The 16697-nt window shown below is 40.2% G+C and carries 17 protein-coding genes; all 17 read right to left on the minus strand.

Annotation, left to right across the window (positions count from 1 at the left end; all coding sequences use genetic code 11):
- Nucleotides 1-113 precede the first annotated feature (113 nt).
- The gene (locus AC4G3K_RS11620; protein ID WP_491133369.1) at nt 114-1385 is read right to left on the minus strand and encodes a murein hydrolase activator EnvC family protein; all 1272 of its coding nucleotides are present in this window, start codon (nt 1383-1385) and stop codon (nt 114-116) included.
- Between the two features lie 101 nt (nt 1386-1486).
- Nucleotides 1487-2380 carry a permease-like cell division protein FtsX gene (ftsX, locus tag AC4G3K_RS11625; protein WP_491133370.1) on the minus strand — a complete coding sequence of 298 codons (894 nt, stop codon included), beginning with the start codon at nt 2378-2380 and terminating at the stop codon, nt 1487-1489.
- Complete coding sequence (gene ftsE, locus AC4G3K_RS11630; RefSeq protein WP_491077729.1) at nt 2370-3056, minus strand: cell division ATP-binding protein FtsE; 687 nt, start codon at nt 3054-3056, stop codon at nt 2370-2372. The genes ftsX and ftsE overlap by 11 nt, the downstream gene beginning before the upstream one ends.
- Before the next feature lie 342 nt (nt 3057-3398).
- Complete coding sequence (locus AC4G3K_RS11635; RefSeq protein ID WP_491133371.1) at nt 3399-3536, minus strand: hypothetical protein; 138 nt, start codon at nt 3534-3536, stop codon at nt 3399-3401.
- A complete protein-coding gene (locus tag AC4G3K_RS11640; protein ID WP_491133372.1) occupies nt 3533-3772 on the minus strand; it encodes a hypothetical protein in 240 nt (79 codons plus the stop codon). Before AC4G3K_RS11640 ends, AC4G3K_RS11635 begins: the two co-directional genes overlap by 4 nt.
- A gap of 25 nt (nt 3773-3797) precedes the next feature.
- Complete coding sequence (locus AC4G3K_RS11645) at nt 3798-4670, minus strand: YitT family protein (RefSeq protein WP_491133581.1); 873 nt, start codon at nt 4668-4670, stop codon at nt 3798-3800.
- Between the two features lie 157 nt (nt 4671-4827).
- Complete coding sequence (locus tag AC4G3K_RS11650) at nt 4828-5784, minus strand: ABC transporter permease (protein WP_491133373.1); 957 nt, start codon at nt 5782-5784, stop codon at nt 4828-4830.
- Nucleotides 5781-6710, minus strand: a complete 930-nt coding sequence (locus tag AC4G3K_RS11655) for an ABC transporter ATP-binding protein (RefSeq protein WP_491077488.1) — start codon at nt 6708-6710, stop codon at nt 5781-5783. Before AC4G3K_RS11655 ends, AC4G3K_RS11650 begins: the two co-directional genes overlap by 4 nt.
- Before the next feature lie 141 nt (nt 6711-6851).
- Nucleotides 6852-7953, minus strand: a protein-coding gene (gene prfB, locus AC4G3K_RS11660; protein WP_491077487.1) for a peptide chain release factor 2 whose coding sequence is annotated in 2 segments (ribosomal slippage) — nt 6852-7880 and nt 7882-7953 — 1101 coding nt in all. Because the reading frame shifts where the segments join, the coding sequence is not laid out codon by codon here.
- Nucleotides 7954-8113: 160 nt separating this feature from the next.
- A complete protein-coding gene (gene secA, locus AC4G3K_RS11665; protein ID WP_491133374.1) occupies nt 8114-10618 on the minus strand; it encodes a preprotein translocase subunit SecA in 2505 nt (834 codons plus the stop codon).
- A 572-nt stretch (nt 10619-11190) separates the two neighbouring features.
- Nucleotides 11191-11742, minus strand: coding sequence for a ribosome hibernation-promoting factor, HPF/YfiA family (gene hpf, locus AC4G3K_RS11670; RefSeq protein WP_491077485.1), 552 nt, complete (start codon nt 11740-11742; stop codon nt 11191-11193).
- 177 nt (nt 11743-11919) lie between these two features.
- On the minus strand, nt 11920-12273 hold the full coding sequence (gene fliT, locus AC4G3K_RS11675; protein WP_491133375.1) for a flagellar protein FliT: 354 nt from the start codon (nt 12271-12273) through the stop codon (nt 11920-11922).
- A gap of 69 nt (nt 12274-12342) precedes the next feature.
- Nucleotides 12343-12780, minus strand: a complete 438-nt coding sequence (locus AC4G3K_RS11680) for a YaaR family protein (protein ID WP_491077483.1) — start codon at nt 12778-12780, stop codon at nt 12343-12345.
- 18 nt (nt 12781-12798) lie between these two features.
- On the minus strand, nt 12799-13623 hold the full coding sequence (locus tag AC4G3K_RS11685; protein ID WP_491133376.1) for a flagellin N-terminal helical domain-containing protein: 825 nt from the start codon (nt 13621-13623) through the stop codon (nt 12799-12801).
- 20 nt (nt 13624-13643) lie between these two features.
- Nucleotides 13644-14069: a flagellar export chaperone FliS gene (locus AC4G3K_RS11690; RefSeq protein ID WP_491133377.1), complete on the minus strand. Its 426-nt coding sequence runs from the start codon at nt 14067-14069 to the stop codon at nt 13644-13646.
- 40 nt (nt 14070-14109) lie between these two features.
- Complete coding sequence (locus tag AC4G3K_RS11695; protein ID WP_491133378.1) at nt 14110-14409, minus strand: EscU/YscU/HrcU family type III secretion system export apparatus switch protein; 300 nt, start codon at nt 14407-14409, stop codon at nt 14110-14112.
- Nucleotides 14406-16625 carry a hypothetical protein gene (locus AC4G3K_RS11700; RefSeq protein WP_491133379.1) on the minus strand — a complete coding sequence of 740 codons (2220 nt, stop codon included), beginning with the start codon at nt 16623-16625 and terminating at the stop codon, nt 14406-14408. Before AC4G3K_RS11700 ends, AC4G3K_RS11695 begins: the two co-directional genes overlap by 4 nt.
- Nucleotides 16626-16697: the final 72 nt, after the last annotated feature.

Below are 16697 nucleotides of genomic sequence, written 5' to 3' on the forward strand. Positions count from 1 at the left end.
GTAAACCGACATTTTTCTTGTATTTCACCATTTTCTAAATGATGGAGGCCTTACAATAACAAAAAAAACGCAGTTCAGAGGAGAACTGCGTTACTTGCTAATATGATTCCAGCTTACATACCGCTTAAATAGTTAAGTGGATCGACAGCATTGGTTTTAGAGGCTGTCCATGGACCTACGTATAATTCAAAATGTAAATGCTGTCCATAAGAGTGTCCTGTATTGCCCATTAGCCCAATTTGTTGGCCTTTGCTTACTGTAGCACCCTCAGAAACATTTCTGGATCTCAGATGAGCATAAACAGTTGTGTAAACTTGCCCATCAATATAGTGAGAGATATAAATGACATTTCCATAAGAGCTGGAGAAAGAAGATCTTGTTACGACACCAGCTGCAGAGGCTACGACAGGAACTGTTCCAGACTTGGCAATATCAATTCCATTATGGTTTTTACCCCATCTTCCTCCAAATCCAGAGGATACATACCCTGCTGCGGGGCGCATAAATTTGCCGGCTGTAACGGCCGGGGCAGCTACTGTAGGACCGCTTCCACTTCCAATGCTACTACTACTGCCTGTGCTTGCAGCGACCTTGTTAGCTTCTGCCGCCTGACGATCCTTTTCTTGCTGAATCGCTTTTTTTACAGCTTCTGCTTGGCTCGCCAACAATTGATTTTCCTCTTCAAGGCTTAGTTTTTCTTCTTCCAGTTCAGCCTGTTCGGATTTCAAAATAGCCATCAATTTATTTTTTTCGATCTTTTGACCATCAAGTTTTTCATTGATTGTTACAAGCTCATTTTTCATTGCATTTAATTTGCTAAGCTTGTCTTCAACTTCTTCTTTCTTGGAAACCAATTCAGCTCTATCTTTTTCCTGTTGGTCTAAGATGTCTTTATCCGCTTCCATAATCGTGCTTATAGCACCAACACGTTCGACAAATTCACCAAAACTGCTGGCTCCAAACACAACTTCTAAATAGTTTACTCCCCCGCCATTTATCTGGTAGGACCGAGCACGCTCTTTCAAGATCTCATTACGAGCTTCGATTCGCTCCTCGGTTTCTTTGATGCTATCTTTCAAATCAGTAATTTTCTCTTGTGTTGTCGTAATTTGGCTATTTTTCTCTTTAATTTTTTCTTGTGTTTCAGTTATCGATTTTTGTAACTTGCTAAGTTCTGTTTTTACTTCTGCTTTTTGAGATTCAATCTTATTGATTTTACTGTCTGCTTCTGAAATATTGGATTCAACGGCTGATTTCTTTTCTTGGATGTTCTTCTTCTTCTGTTGTAAAGAATCAACAGATGCTGCCTGGACACTGCCTCCGCCATATAGGCTGGCAAAACCCAACACAAATACTGTGCTTAATGCAACAATAGTCTTCTTCACTTGACTTTCCCCTTTCAAACCTAGGTAACACAATTGTCTATTCTCTGTATGTAACCCCCTTGTGACAGAGGGCGCAATTGTTTTATAAAAAAAAGATAGAATTATATTTTCAAAAACTTACGAACTGACATTAAGCTTCCCCAAACCCCAATCATAGCCCCAAAAAGGACAATCAGCAGGGAAACCTGGAAAATAAACGGAGTATATGGGAGTAAATCCATATAATCAACGGTTAATGCAGAGGCGAAATTGTCATAAAGGTATTTATATCCTACAGCAATGAGGGTTATCGGTATAATAGACCCCATTACGCCGAGCCATAAACCTTCTAGGAAAAACGGCCAACGGATAAAACCATTTGTTGCTCCGACTAATCTCATAATCTCAATTTCACGTCTTCTCGCAAAGATGGTGATTTTAATTGTATTGGATATCAGGAACATCGCCGTCAACAGCAAGGCTATAATTAAGACAATCCCAACATTCCTGGACGTATCAACAATAGTAAACATTTTTTCTACGAAGCCTTGTCCATATTTGACAATCTCCACAGATTCCATTTTCTCTGCTTTTTCAGCAACTTTTACGACATCATCAGGGCGATGAGTTTTCAAAATATAAACATCATTAAGTGGATTATCCTGCTCAAAGAGTTTAAACGCGCTCCCCTGATCCCCCATAGTCTCGATTAGATTGTTTAATTCATCAGATTTTGGGGAAAAAGTAACAGATTCAACTTCATCTAATGTTTTTAATTTACTTTCAAGCTCGTTTCTCTGTTCTTCCGTAGCCGTACGATCCACATGTACACGGACTTCAACATTGCTCTCAATGCTTGAAGCAAAGTTATTTAAATTCATCATAATAACAACGAATACACCAACTAAAGATAGTGTAACGGTTACGGCACTGACAGATGCAAATGTCATCCAGCCGTTTCTGCCTATATTTTTAAAGCTTTCCTTAACATGGCGGAAGAAGGTTCTAAAGTTCATAACCGTATTCTCCCTTCTGTTCATCACGTACAATATGTCCATTCTCTATCGCAATAACTCTATGCTGCAATGTATTTACAATCTCTTTATTATGAGTTGCCATTACAATAGTAGTACCAAGCTTATTAATTTCCTCAAAAATCTTCATAATTTCCCATGATGTTTCCGGATCAAGGTTACCAGTCGGCTCATCCGCAATCACAAGCTTCGGTGAGCGGACAATGGAACGGGCAATAGCGACCCTTTGTTGCTCTCCTCCGGATAATTCGGTTGGTATCATACGTACCTTATGCTTTAAACCGACCAAATCAAGTACGTCCATTACCTTTTTCTTAATAGCCTGAGGTCTTTCTTCTGTAACTTCCAAAGCAAATGCTACATTTTCATAGACTGTAAGATTATTCAACAGTTTGAAATCCTGGAAGACCACTCCGATATCTCTTCTTAAATGAGGTACCTTGGAATTTTTGATGTTAGCAATATTTCTGCCATTGATCATGATGGTACCGCTTGTCGGTTTTTCTTCACGGTACATCATTTTTATAAATGTAGACTTTCCGGCGCCGCTTGTCCCCACAACGTAAACAAATTCTCCTGATTTGATTTTTACATTAAGGCCTTTGACTGCTGAAACGCCATTAGGGTATATCTTTTGAACATCAATCATTTCTATCATGTCGTTTTCACCTTTTTCTACCTTCATGTTGTGTAATGTACCTATATTTTTATCGACTGTTGTCGTATTTTCTTGTTTTTTGATGGATTAATCCAGCTTTTGTCCCGGATTTATTATAACATCAGAAAATGTCAGAAAAACCACGGTAATATTACAATTATATTTCAACTATATTACTTTTTTTGTAAGATACCGTAAATATAGTCAGAATAACACTTATAGTCCTTTTCTCATTAATTGGCCCTCAAAATATAGGTCTATTTACCCATTTTCCTTAAATAGTAGGCAAAGAGAAACCGGTAAGATTATCTCCTCCGGTTTGCATATTTACTATTTATAATATCATTTTTTATTCATTAGCCATTCAGCCACTTTTTGGGCTTCATCCTCTGCTATCAAATCTGCCGGCATAGCAGGTGCTCCATCATTAATAATGGATTCTATTTGTTGCACGGATAATCTTTCTTCTATTGAAGTCAATTCAGGACCAACACGCCCTTCCAGGGTGTCACCATGACAATTCGAGCATTTTGTTCATAAATCTTTGCAGCTTCACTTCCATCATTCGCAATAGAAGCAGAAGATGGTGATACAGGTTCATCTTGCCCAGCATCCGAATCAGTTGTACAACCAACAAGGGCAATCATAACAACTGCTATACCAAAATGCAAATAGTTCTTCAGAGAAGTCCCCTCCCAATTTAAGGAATCAACCATTGTTTGCCCTTATCAATAGCTCGAATCAGGCTCTTTTAAAACCTTCTCCCAGTACCTCGGCAGCGTCCATAACGACCACAAATGCATGCTTATCAATCTGCTGAACCACTTGTTTCAATTTTGTGAATTCGGTCTGATCGACCACACACATTAATACGGGCCTTTCATTTTCTGTATAACCGCCCTGTGCGGACAATCTTGTAACCCCACGGTTGACCTCTTCCAAAATGGCTCTTCTTACTTCCGTCTCTTGATTGGTAATAATCATAACCGTTTTTGATCGATTAATGCCGACCTGAACCAAATCGATTGTCTTGCTGGTCGCATATAATCCTATTAGAGCATAAAGCCCTTGCTCGATATCAAATACAATACTGGCAGCCAATACGATTAATCCATCAATGAAAGCGACACAGGTTCCTAAAGATAGTCCCGTGTATTTATTAATAATTTGTGCTGCCAAATCGGTACCGCCGGTTGAAGCTTTACCAAGGAACACAATCCCAAGTCCCAAACCGACACCAATTCCGCCAAACAAGGCTCCCAATAAAGGATCTTGGGTCCATGGAGACCAATCACTGGTCATAAATACAACAAAGGGGAAAAAGATTGTCCCTACTGCTGTTTTTATTCCAAAATGCTTGCCCAGCAATATAACTCCAGCTATAAAAAGCGGAATATTAAAGGCCCATTGAACAAAGGCAGGCTCCCATCCAAATAAATTATACGTAATCGTACTGATTCCGCTGACACCGCCTGATGCCACTTTAGTTGGCAGTAAAAACTGATTAAAGGAGATGGCGACGATAGCAGAACCTATTAAAACAAATAAATAATCTTGGATGCGATGCAAGAAGGGATGCGATTCCTTCTTAACGTTTCTATTTTTCTTCACGATTCCAGATGCCTCCATCTAAACATTTAGTAAAACATATTCATTCTATACGATATTTCGACATGAAACAATGAAAGGCAATAGGAGATGAAAAAGTCAGACAATAATATTCCACAAAAGACACAGAAAAAAGGCACCCTTAAAGGGCACCTTTGACCAATTAAATCGAAATATCTCTCTTCTTAAAAACAAAAAATGTAATCGCGATAAACAGTAAGTAATAAGCAGCCAGCACACCCAGTGAGAGACCAACAGTTGCACCCTCGAACATAGGAGCTGCTTCCATAATATATCTTCTCAAGTCTAAGTGAGGGAATAAAACAAATTTCAGCCATTCGTATCGTTCAACTAGGGAAGTGATTAACATATTCACAGTTGAAGAAGCAAACAGGATGAAGACAGACACACCGACTGCGATTGCCTGGCTTTTAAACAATGTACTCAACATAAAGGCAATCGTGATAATAATAAGGAAACCAGGAATCCAATATAGCATCAACTCAAAAAAGTAAGGACCTGCTTCTAATGTTTTTACTCCATCAAAACTTGCTGGGTCAATCATCTTGTCTGTGAAGGATGCTGATCCAAAGAACATGAGCCCGACGAGGTATCCTACACCAATTAATACAACAACCATCGTACCGGCATATAATAAGGATGTTATATATTTAGAGAGGAGAATCTTCCAGCGCCGATGAGGACGGATTAATAATTGTTTAATCGTTCCATCAGAGAATTCCGCGGAAACGGATGCACTGCATATGATGACAGCAAACAGGGTGACAAATGAAGCGATAGATGTAACCCAGTTCGCCATAAATGTCCAGCTTGTTTCTTGATTAGGATTGATACCCGTGTCCAATAACGCCTGGCTGCGTGCAATATCTTCTTTAATCCATTCTTTATCTTCATCCGTAATATTCGGATCATCAAGCTCTGCTTGCTGTGATTGGATATTATTCTCCTCAGCTGTTCTCCAATCTTCTGTCCCTTCATTAATGAATGTCTTTACAAGAATGGCACTTCCTATAATGGCAACAATCAAAAAGCCTATAAAAATATACGAAGATACTTTAGAGAATATCTTCATCCATTCATTCCTGATTAGTGAAATCATACTCGCACCTCCTCTTGCTTCGTAATCTCGAAGAATCGGTCTTCGAGCGTTTTCTTCACGACATTAATTTCAAAAACATCTACTCCTGCTTCATTTAACTGTCGATTCACTTTGGCAACATCTTCACGAGTTGCCTGGATCGCAATCATCTTTTCATCCTGTTTCACAATGTCCAGATTGAAAAATTGCTCTCTGATTACTTTGGCAGCTGTCAATACATTGCTGATGGAAAAGACCACTTCTCTTAAATCCTCTTCTTTTTCTTCTACCCTGTTATTCTCAATATGTATAAGCTTACCTTTCTCAATAACAGCAAAGCGGTCACACATTAATTGCATCTCGGATAATAAATGAGAGGAAATTAACACGCCTATCCCTTCCTGGGCTAATTCGTGTAAATAGTCACGGAATTCTCGTATACCTTGTGGGTCTAATCCATTTGTCGGCTCATCGAGGATTAATAATTGTGGACGATGCAATACAGCCTGCGCAACACCCAGACGCTGCCGCATTCCTAATGAATACGTCTTCACTTTCTTATCCAGGGCATGGTCAAGCTTTACTAAGCGAGCGACCTCATCAATGCGCTCTTTTGTGATTTTTTCTTTAGCCATTCGTGCGTAATGCACCATATTCTTGCGGCCGCTCATATACTTGTAAAACTCAGGATTCTCTACAATCGCTCCTAAATCATGCATAGCTCCTTCAAAATCCTTATCCAAATCATGACCGTTAATCATAACATGTCCATTCGATCGATTGATCAGACTGGCAATCATTCGAATAATGGTCGTTTTACCAGCACCATTGGGACCAAGCAAACCAAAAATTTCACCTTTTTTAACGCTGAAACTCACATCATCAACAATGGTCGTACTACCTATCTTTTTCGATAGTGACTTCACTTCAAGAGCTATCCCATTCATACTTTCACTCCTTTTCAAAATTACATCTATAATCATAACGTATAAATTGGATAAAAGTTACAGAATTTGCATAAAAATTGTAAAATATTGAAAAAGGACCAGCTAGTATATAGCTGATCCATTAATGGCTTCTAAATTCAATTAAGATAATTTTGAACGTAAATAAGAATCGATAAACATATCGAGGTCTCCATCCATGACTGCCTGGATGTTCCCAGTTTCGGCACTGGTACGATGATCTTTTACCATGGAATAGGGATGGAATACATAGGAGCGAATCTGGCTTCCCCAGCCAATTTCCTTTTGTTCTCCACGAATCTCCAATAACTCAGCTTCCTGCTGCTCAATCTCAAGCTGGTAAAGCTTGGATTTCAGCATTTTCATAGCTGTTTCACGGTTCTTAATTTGAGAACGCTCTGTTTGGCAGCTCACCACTGTATTAGTTGGTAAGTGGGTGATCCGAACGGCGGAATCGGTTGTATTGATATGCTGACCACCCGCTCCGCTTGCACGGTACGTATCAACCTTTAAATCTTCTGTACGGATTTCGATGTTAATCTCATCATTAAATTCAGGCATGACTTCACAGGAAACGAAGGAAGTATGGCGACGGCCTGAGGAATCAAACGGCGAGATACGCACAAGACGGTGTACGCCTTTTTCCGCTTTTAAATATCCATATGCATTATGGCCTCTAATTCCAAGTGTCACACTTTTTACGCCCGCTTCATCACCAGGCAGATAATCAAGAGTTTCAACCTTGAAGCCTTTCTTTTCAGCCCATCTTGTATACATACGCAGTAATAGGGAAGCCCAGTCCTGAGATTCCGTTCCGCCTGCACCTGGATGGAGCTCTAATATAGCATTATTTTTATCATATTCTTCACTCAGCAACAATTGAAGTTCGAATGCATTCAATCTCTCAGAAAGTTCCTTAAGCTCGCTCTCCAATTCTTCCTGAAGATCAGCTTCTGGCTCTTCCTTGATTAATTCGAAGGTCAAATCGAGATTTTCGTATGACTCAACTAACGTATTAAATTCGTTCACTTGTTCCTTTAACCCATTTGCTTCATTAATGATTCCTTGTGCTTTCGCTTGATTATTCCAAAATTCAGGTTCGGACATGATTTCATCCAATTCCATGATTCGGGCTTCTTTTTCTTCGAGGTCAAAGAGACCCCCTAAAGTCCGCCAAGCGTTTGGCTGTTTTTTCTAACTCATTACGTATTTCTGCTATTTCCATTTACGTTCACCTCATCTATTTTTACAAAGCACTTGTTCCTAACAATTAAATCCTCTATTCAGGAAAAAGAGAGCCGGCCTAACCTAAAAGCCGTCCCTCTCTATTTACCATATCCTTATTATACGCGTCAATGTCATGTAAAGATACTTGAAAGCATTCCTTATCTTCCATGGCAATTCTTATATTTTTTTCCGCTTCCGCATGGACACGGTGCATTGCGTCCAACGGATTCTTCATTGCGTTTCGGTTTTTTCTTGACTGTCTCGCCTTCATCACTCTTCGGATTAACAGCCTGACCTTTCACTACTTCTTCACGTTCCAGATTATTGCGGACCTCTGCTTTCATGATGTATTTGGCCACATCGTCTTCAATAGCAGAAATCATTGCCTCAAACATCGCATATCCTTCTTGCTGATATTCATTCAGTGGATTAATTTGAGCATACGCACGTAAATGGATCCCTTGTCTCAATTGATCCATTGTATCAATATGATCCATCCACTTACTGTCTACAGCGCGCAGTACGATAACTTTTTCAAATTCACGCATTTGCTCAGAAGAAAGTTCCTCTTCCTTCTCATTGTATTTTTCGATGATTTTATCATAAATCAATTCGATTAACTCTTCACCATCAAGCTCTTTTAATTCCTCAGCATTAAAAGTGCCTTCAGGTAAAAGATTAGCATAGACGTAATCTAAGAGTCCTTCAATATTCCAGCCTTCACTTTCTACATCTGGCGCAAACGCATAGACATTACGCGTTAGAGATGAGCGAATCATCGTCTCAACGATTTCACGCAGATTCTCACTTGAAAGTACATCGAAACGCTGCTTATAGATAATCTCACGTTGTTGACGAAGCACATCATCATATTCAAGCAATTGTTTACGGGCATCGTAGTTATTCCCTTCAACCCGTTTTTGCGCAGATTCAACCGCTTTGGATACCATTTTACTTTGAATTGGCTGGTCATCATCCATACCAAGGCGAGACATCATGTTCTTAATATTGTCAGACCCGAAACGGCGCATCAATTCATCCTCTAGTGAAAGGTAGAATTGCGTAACCCCTGGATCTCCCTGACGTCCGGAACGACCACGAAGCTGGTTATCAATACGGCGGCTTTCGTGTCGCTCCGTACCAATAACGGCAAGACCGCCCACTTCTTTCACACCTTCACCAAGCTTGATATCCGTACCACGGCCGGCCATATTCGTAGCAATCGTAACGGCACCCGGCTGTCCGGCATCCAGGATAATATTCCCTTCGCGTTCATGCTGCTTCGCATTCAGGACACTATGCGGAATCCCTTTTTTCTTCAATAATTCAGATATATATTCACTCGTTTCAATCGCAACCGTACCAACAAGAACTGGCTGGCCTTTCGCGTGGCGTTCCGCAATATCTTCAACGACTGCTTTAAATTTCCCTTCCATGGAGGAAAAAATTAAGTCTGCACGGTCATCACGCACGATGTCCTGGTTCGTAGGAATCGCAATGACATACATATTATATATATTACGGAATTCCTCTTCCTCTGTCTTCGCCGTACCGGTCATACCGGAAAGCTTTTCATACATACGGAAGTAGTTTTGGAATGTAATGGTCGCAAGTGTCATGCTTTCATTTTGGATATCTAGGCCTTCCTTGGCTTCAATAGCTTGATGGAGTCCATCGCTATAACGTCGCCCTTTCATCAGACGGCCGGTAAATTGGTCAACGATAATGATCTCGCCATCTTGAACCACATAATCTACATCCAAATGCATGGAAGCATGCGCTTTTAACGCCTGGTTAATATGATGATTCAAAGCAACATGACTGATTTCGAATAGGTTATCAATACCGAACGCCTTTTCAGCTCGGCTCATCCCTTCTTCAGTCAGCTGTACACCCTTTGTCTTTTCGTCGTATGTGTAATCTTTATCTTTCGTTAACGTACGGACAAAAGCATTGGCCTGCATATACAACTGTGTTGATTTTTGAGCAGATCCGGAAATGATCAATGGCGTACGCGCTTCATCAATCAAAATGGAGTCAACCTCATCGATCACCGCATAGTGAAGCGGACGTTGTACCATCTGCTCCTTATAAAGCACCATATTGTCACGCAAATAATCAAAACCAAATTCGTTATTTGTTCCGTATGTGATATCGGCATTATACGCTTCCTGTTTCTCTTCACGGCTCATCCCAGTAAGATTTAAGCCGACAGATAATCCAAGGAAATTAAACAATTGTCCCATTTCAGTCGCATCACGGCTGGCCAAGTATTCATTGACGGTAATAACATGTACGCCCTTACCTGTGATCGCATTTAAGTATACAGGCATAGTGGAAGTCAGCGTTTTACCTTCCCCTGTTTTCATCTCTGAGATATTACCTTCATGAAGGGCAATCCCCCCCATTAATTGAACATGGAATGGATACAAACCAAGAACGCGGCGTGATGCCTCTCTGACTACTGCAAATGCTTCCGGCAACAAGTCATCCAGCTGCTCTCCATTTGCATAGCGTTCCTGAAATTCCGCTGTTTTGGCTGTCAGTTCTTCATCCGATAAACTTTCCATAGATGATGCCAATGCTTCGATTTTATTTGCAGCCTTATTCAGGCGTTTAAGTTCAGATTTATTAGGGTCAAACAATTTATTCAAAATCCCCATTAAGCAGTCTCTCCTCTTATTCGTAAAGGGTTCAATAGACCCTAGAATGAATATAGATTTATGATCGTCCAAATTTTAATTTTCACATTAATAGTACCACTTACAAATGGACAAAACAACAGAAGGAGTAAGTGTACACCTGATATTTTTGGGTTATTTTACCTCAAAAATACACTTCAGGTTTTAATTGAGTCTTAAAAACAAGGAGCGGAAGTTGGTTTAAAGGAACGAATCCCAGAAAAATGATCTGAAGATAGACCTGAATTTGGATGAAATCAGGGGTGAACCAAGAAGAGAACGACTGACATAAACTAAACAGCCTTAAACTTTAAAATTAAGATTGGTTTTAACAATTAGAAAGAGATTTAGCCAGTTATGGAGCGGTACGGGGTATAGATCAGCAGATTTTATAAGTGAGATTGGAGACATTCAAGCGAAATAATAAAGATATCAAAAGTTAGTAGATTGATAGAATCGCATTTCAGCAAAAAAGTCGTGTGCCCACCCTCTATTAAATAGAGGTATTAAAAAGCAGTTCCCATAACAGGAACTGCTCTCTATCAGGCATAAAATTAATTATGCGCTTCGATTAGACCGTATTTGCCATCTTTACGTTTGTAAACGATATGAGTGCCGTCTGTTTCTGCATCTGTATAGATGAAGAAATTATGGCCAAGCATGTCCATTTGAAGAATAGCTTCTTCGCTGTCCATCGGTTTAAGATCAAAGCGTTTTACACGCACAACTTCTAATTTATCTTCATCTTCTTGCTCAGCGCCGCTGATATCTCCAGCTGGAAAAGTGAATAATTCTTTACCACTTTCACGGGAACGACGGTTCACTTTAGTTTTATATTTACGAATTTGTCTTTCCAATTTATCGTTAATTAAATCAATACCTGCATACATGTCTGCATTTGTTTCCTCTGCGCGTAGAACCAAGTTAGGTAGCGGAATAGTGATTTCAACTTTAGTTGTTTTATCGTTGTACACTTTCAAATTCACATGTACGTTCGCATCAGGTGTTTCTGTAAAGTATCTTTCTAATTTTCCGATTTTTTTCTCTAGATATTCTCTGATTGCTGGAGTTACCTCAATGTTTTCACCACGAATGTTATAATTCATAAGTGAGTCCTCCCTTTCTACTCTATAACTATTATATTCTACAATCCCTAAAAAAATCCTGCTTATCTCGACAAATTATTTATTTTGAAATATTCAGCTTTTTCAGGAATTTATATATAGTATACCCTATCTACTAATAAAAAATCACTATTTCTCATGATAATTCAGTTAAGGTAATCATTTCCTCTTATCGTAATAAACTCCATCCGTCATCATCGCCTCATAAGGATTCGCATATTTTTGATTATGCTGTTTTTGTTCTTTTACCATTTTTAGATCCCGTGCTACTTCCATTCTTCGTTTAGCCATTAATTTAGTCAGTTCATCATTCAGCTTCACACATAACCCGCCGATCTTTTTTTCTTCGTCTGTAAAAGGTGGCTGTATATCCTTCTGCAAATTTCCACGGATTATAATGATTTCATCTAGTTTGCTCATTGCCATCTCACGGTCTTTCTCCCAGCTCACATCACTTAATGCTTCAATTGCTTTCTTTGATACCAAATAATATTCCCGCAGCGCATTCATCATAAACCGAGCTCCTCCGTCCTTCATTTAAAAAAAGCCCTGACTTTTTGGAAAGCCAAGGCCAAATAACCATCATGTATAAATATTGATCAGCATGCCCTGAATTTCCCCAATCATGCTTAATAAACGTATGCTTTTATCTTCCTTATCGAGGACTTCATTAGTGAGATCGACCAGCTTTTTGTCCACTTCTTTTACAAGCTTATATACTTTTGCTGACCCACGCTGATTAAAGCCGCGGTGCTCCTCTAATTGCAGTCCATTTTTAACAGCATCATCCAGGAAGTCCTTCACAAGCTTTTTATATTTTCGCAAATGATCAATCGACTGAGTTTCACCAAGCCTGTTGCCCTGCTCCTCAATCTCCTGCATTTTACGTGTCAGCCGTTCAAGAGTCAGATCACTGCGCCGTGTTCCGATCACTTCCTTAAAAGATACGGAATCCTTCGCTATCTCTTCTCGGGAACCGGCCTTTTGCAAACCCGTCCTGCCTACACGTTGTACCTCCATGAGATCACCTCAACCCAATTACTTCAATAATTGTAGCACACCTTGCGGAAGTTGGTTGGCTTGTGCCAACATCGCCTGTGCTGCCTGATTTAGAATGGTATTCTTTGTGAATTCTGTCATCTCAAGAGCCATATCTACATCACGAATCCTCGATTCTGCTGAAGTGACGTTCTCGCTCATCGTTTGTAAATTCGTAATCGTATGCTCCAACCGATTCTGCATGGCACCTAAATTGGATCGTTCAGCAGAGACTGTTGCGATTGCCGCATCAATTTTTGAAATCACCTCATTCGCTGCTTCAGCAGTTTTAACATTCAATGGCGCAGCCCCGGAACCTAATCCAAGTTTGTCCGCACTCATTTGCTGAATCGTTAATTCAATTGTTTGACCCGCATTGGCGCCTATCTGAAAACTAAATGAATCATTACTTCCATCTAATAATTTCGCACTATTAAACTCTGTCGTCTCACTTACACGATCAATTTCTTTCGTTAATTGATTATATTCCTCCTGGATTGCATTTCGATCTTCATCTGTATACGTCCCATTCGCACTTTGCACAGTTAATTCACGCATACGCTGCAGCATTTCATGAACAGAAGACAAGGAACCTTCTGCTGTCTGAATGAGAGAAACTCCATCCAAAGCATTTCGTTCCGCCATATTTAAGCCACGGATTTGCGAACGCATTTTCTCAGAAATAGCAAGGCCGGCTGCATCATCCGACGCTTTATTAATACGTAATCCGGATGATAATTTTTCTAAATTTTTATTTGTATTTGCTGTATTGGCAGAAAGATTGCGATAGGCATTCAAGGCAGAAATATTATGATTAATTTTCATGAAAATGCTCCCTCATTTAATTAGATTTTTTTCCTCATTACACTATTTTCATAGGCTGATACTTTCTTAGTGAAGGAATCAGCCTTTAGATTATTTTTCAATTGCATCGCTTCATTCCAGGCTGTGGAAAGCGTTTCGACGATCTTTATTAGACCAGCAATACTGTCCGTATTTTTGGTCATATTCACCCTGATGAGTTCTTCAGCCAAAAAATTATAGAGGGTGTCTAAATTCTCTGCAATCAGACCCGCTTCATAGCGCAGTCCGATGCCAAGGCGATGAACGATGTCTCCAGCCTTTTGCAGACTTTGATTAGCTTGAAACAATTCGCTTCCATCAATCTGACTGTTAGCATCATATAAACAGGTTACTAGTCCTTCATACAATATGGACGTTAATTCCTGAGATGATTTTTGTACGATTAGTTCTTCTGTTAGAAATTCCACTCATTGAACCCCCTATCCTACTAATTACTATATCGACGTTCTATTTATATTGTTGATCGAGCTCCTCCAATAAAAGGAGTATTTCGGCAATCACGGCATATAACTGAGGAGGAATCGAATCTCCGAGGTCGATGTCCAAAAGATGGCTGACCAGTGATGCATCCTCCTGCAAATGGATATCGCTTTTCTTCGCCATTTCAATAATCTTTCTGGCTACTTCTCCGGTTCCCTGCGCGACGAGCTGCGGGGCCTGTCCATTTTGTTCATCATAGCGAATGACGGCAGCTGTCGGGCCATTCACTTTTTTACGATTCAGTTGATTGAAATATTGCTGTCTCATATCGTTATGTCATACCCCTTCTTCGTAAAGGTGGATGGAGCAGATGGGCTCGTTTCTCTTTCTGAAGCCTTCATTTCCACAGTCATCGGCTTAAACTGAACAGAGCCAATGGAGTAGCCAATCTCCTTGAACCGTTCCAAGGAGGAATCCGTTATACGAGTCATAGATTGCTGTAAATCATCCATGTCACTTTTAAAGGTAAGAAACAAATTTCGATTGTTCGCTGTCAGTGAAATCCCGATCTCGCCAAGCCGTTTAGTTTCCATCACAAAATAAAGACTGCAGTTTTCCCAATCAATTTGATCCTTATCAGATTGCGAATTTACAAATACCTTTACATTCTCCACTTCCTTATGAAGCAAAAGTGGAAGCTGCAGGGCCAAGTTTTGCATCCCGGTAGTAGAGTCAGACTTAGCAAGAAGCTGCTGACCCGTTAAATTTTGGACGGCCTGCTCCACTTGCTGAGTGAGCTTTGGAGTAAGCTGATCTGATTGTAATAATGAAAGCAAAGAGGATTTAACAGTCTGCGGTATATCCGGCTGTTTACCGCTCAAGACGGATTTTGCCACATCATGTTCATTCATCATTCCCAGTTTTCGAATCAGCTCCAACACATTCCTCCCCGACTGCTCTGGCTTTGCACTTTGGGTAAATACATCCTCACTCGGGTTACTCGTCATGCCTGCGACGAAATGCTTGACTTTGACATCCGACGGTTTAAATAATAAGCTCTCAACTGACGTCTTGACTTCCTTCACAATCTGGTTGGCATCTGTTAGTTTCCCATTCATAAGCAGAGCCTTTGCTTCCTGTAATCGGCTGCTCGCCTGCATGAGCTTCTTCTCCGTAGACATATCGGTATAAAGCATGAATTCACCTTTTAGGATGGCTTGATCCAGCTGTTTAATTGTCGATTCCAATACCTGTTTAACCTGAGGCTGCTTTTGCTCCATCATTTTAATAGACTGATCGAGATTCCTCGTAATCTCTCTCTTGATATGTTTAAAATCAATCGTAAGCTGAGAGAGCTTTTTACTAATCTCTGTAACGATTACATCTTTTGAGGAGAGATTTAATCCCTGTATGGCCTGATTGATTACATTCTGTTCAGATTCTGATAGAGAGATAGCTTGTTTCCCTTCCATTAAATGCGGATTACTCTCCTGTAATGTGGTTAACGCTGCCATGAGCTCCTTACGTGCTGTTAATTCCCTGCCCTTGGAGGCAAGTTCAGTAACCTTTTCGATTGAGGAAGTAAAATTCTTCACACCTTCGAGTCGTTTGGCAGAATCACTATTCAAGAATTCTGTCGTTTTAGCTAATACGGTAGCCATGGAAGAATCCTTTTGAACGCTTTTCATTAGATTCACAACTTCCTTGCCTTCCATAGATAACTCCATATTTCCAGGGTTCGCTGTTCCCTTGCTTTGTTCAATCCCGCTGAGTGTTTGGATCAAGGATTCTTTTCCTGCCTGCATAGATTTTAAGATGACGCTTTTCTCTGCAAGGGAAAGATCCGGTGATTCCTTTAGAAACTTCATCACCTGCTCAGAGATTTTAGAAAAATCCTTTTGTGATTGGATAGATCTTTTTAAGTCTTGAATTGTAGTGATTGGCAGATGAGTAGAAGGCGTGATGGATTTCGTTATCACAGGGATTTCTTTGCCAATCTCACTGACAATTTTCCCAAGTGATTGACCATGCAAAGCAGAATGAATCGCTTTTAATTCGGGTAACCGTACCTCTAATCGACGATCTGCCAAGGCCGTAATAGTCGCTAATTTCTGCTCTGCTGTCCCACCCTCTGTGCTCATAAAGTGCTGGATAGTCTGGATACGTTCCTTAGAAAGGGAGTACCCTTTTTCCTGGAGGATTTGCGCAGCCTGGCGAACCTCTTTAACAGAAGGATCCACTCCGGCTGCTTTCAGAATCTCTTCTACCTTCGTAGGAGCCTGTCCTACTACTGGCGATTGACTTGTTGATAGGGATTTAACCGTTAATTGGTCGTTATCAATGGCCGTAATCTCCACTTGCACTTTGTTTTGTGCCGGAACACCATTTTCAAACGTGACGTTCATCTCTTTTCCTTTTATCGAAACGACAGCCGTATTGGCAGATATCCGTTCTTTAATCGTGACAGACTGAATCTGCCCAACCGTATATGAATTGCTTTTTCCATTTATGCTTTGCCCAGAATGGAATGCTTGTATCTGCATCACTTTCACTCTCCGTCCAATATATCCTTACTTCTTTTATCGGTAGATTACGTTCAAACATTAGCTAATGTT

The organism is Bacillus sp. z26, from assembly GCF_058313635.1.

Coding starts and splice junctions, on each gene's coding strand:
- ftsX (WP_491133370.1), bottom strand. CDS start 2,380: ATGAACTTTAGAACCTTCTTCCGCCATGTTAAGGAAAGCTTTAAAAAT.
- ftsE (WP_491077729.1), bottom strand. CDS start 3,056: ATGATAGAAATGATTGATGTTCAAAAGATATACCCTAATGGCGTTTCA.
- AC4G3K_RS11640 (WP_491133372.1), bottom strand. CDS start 3,772: ATGGTTGATTCCTTAAATTGGGAGGGGACTTCTCTGAAGAACTATTTG.
- AC4G3K_RS11650 (WP_491133373.1), bottom strand. CDS start 5,784: ATGATTTCACTAATCAGGAATGAATGGATGAAGATATTCTCTAAAGTA.
- AC4G3K_RS11655 (WP_491077488.1), bottom strand. CDS start 6,710: ATGAATGGGATAGCTCTTGAAGTGAAGTCACTATCGAAAAAGATAGGT.
- secA (WP_491133374.1), bottom strand. CDS start 10,618: ATGGGGATTTTGAATAAATTGTTTGACCCTAATAAATCTGAACTTAAA.
- hpf (WP_491077485.1), bottom strand. CDS start 11,742: ATGAATTATAACATTCGTGGTGAAAACATTGAGGTAACTCCAGCAATC.
- fliT (WP_491133375.1), bottom strand. CDS start 12,273: ATGATGAATGCGCTGCGGGAATATTATTTGGTATCAAAGAAAGCAATT.
- AC4G3K_RS11680 (WP_491077483.1), bottom strand. CDS start 12,780: ATGGAGGTACAACGTGTAGGCAGGACGGGTTTGCAAAAGGCCGGTTCC.
- AC4G3K_RS11685 (WP_491133376.1), bottom strand. CDS start 13,623: ATGAAAATTAATCATAATATTTCTGCCTTGAATGCCTATCGCAATCTT.
- AC4G3K_RS11695 (WP_491133378.1), bottom strand. CDS start 14,409: ATGAGACAGCAATATTTCAATCAACTGAATCGTAAAAAAGTGAATGGC.
- AC4G3K_RS11700 (WP_491133379.1), bottom strand. CDS start 16,625: ATGCAGATACAAGCATTCCATTCTGGGCAAAGCATAAATGGAAAAAGC.